Genomic DNA, 1,356 nt, shown 5'->3' with positions numbered 1-1,356 from the left:
TGGGAATGCAGCCCGTGACGCTCCGCGTCACTGGACGCGGAGCGTCCCTTGAGGCGTTCCCACGCGGAGCGTGGGAACGATCAGGGTACTGCGGCGTTAGTTACAGCAATTCAAAGCTCTGCTGCGTCACATCCTGCGAATCCAGGCCGATCTGCACGTTGAACTTGCCAGGCTCGGCGGCGTATTTGAGCTGGGCGTTGTAGAACTTCAGGTCATCCTCGCTGATGGTGAAGTGCACGACTTTCTGTTCGCCGGCCTTGAGCATGATTTTCTGGAAGTTCTTCAGTTCCTTCACCGGGCGGATCATCGAGCCGGTGACGTCCTGAATATACAGCTGCACCACGGTTTCGCCGTCACGCTTGCCGGTGTTTTTCACCATCACACTGGCGTCGAGTTTGCCGGTGGCGTTCAGGGTGGTCGACGACAGCGCCATGTCGCTCAGGGCGAAGTTGGTGTAGCTCAAGCCATACCCGAACGGGAACAGCGGGCCAGTCGTGTCATCGAAATACTGCGAGGTGTAGTTGCCCGGTTTGCCCGGCGTGAACGGCCGGCCAATGCTCAGGTGGTTGTAGTAGGTCGGGATCTGGCCCACGGAGCGCGGGAAGGTCACCGGCAGTTTGCCCGACGGGTTGTAGTCGCCGAACAGCACGTCGGCGATGGCGTTGCCGCCTTCGGTGCCACTGAACCAGGTTTCCAGAATCGCGTCAGCCGACTGGTTCTCTTCGAGAATGGTCAGTGGGCGGCCGTTCATCAGCACCAGCACCAGCGGTTTGCCGGTGGCTTTCAGCGCACGGATCAGCTCGCGCTGGTTTTCCGGGATGTTCAGGTCGGTACGGCTGGAGGATTCGTGGGACATGCCACGGGATTCGCCCACGGCGGCAACGATCACGTCAGCGTCCTTGGCGGCTTTTACCGCTTCGTCGATCAGCACGTTGGCCGGGCGCGGGTCATCGACCACTTCCGGGGCATCGAAGTTGAGGAAGTTCAGGTAGTCCAGCACCTTCTTGTCGCTGGTGATGTTGGCGCCACGGGCGTAGATCAGGTTCGACTTGTTGCCGATCACCGAGCTCATGCCGTCGAACAGGGTCACCGATTGCGCCGGTTTACCCGCCGCCGCCCAGCTGCCCATCATGTCGATCGGCGCTTTGGCCAACGGGCCGACCAGCGCGACTTTTGCGTCTTTCTTCAGCGGCAGGGTTTCATTCTGATTCTTCAGCAACACCAGGCTGCGACGCGCGACTTCGCGGGCCTCGGCGCGGTGCAGACGGCTTTCGGCATAGGTGTCGGCCGGATCATCCTCAGCTTTGCCGATGGTTCATATGCAACGATTCTCGTCCATTGGTCTAAAGGTCGCAG

Annotated in this window: 1 pseudogene; it reads right to left on the bottom strand. The window is 60.5% G+C overall.

What is annotated here, in order from left to right:
* Positions 1 to 100 precede the first annotated feature (100 nt).
* Positions 101 to 1,312, bottom strand: a pseudogene (gene bglX / locus ACWR1S_RS30800) (beta-glucosidase BglX); the annotation flags it as partial.
* Between the last annotated feature and the right edge of the window lie 44 nt (positions 1,313 to 1,356).

The organism is Pseudomonas sp. AIG, from assembly GCF_977020205.1.
The sequence above is the reverse complement of the archived record's forward strand: the minus strand, read 5'-3'. Positions and strand labels throughout refer to the sequence as shown.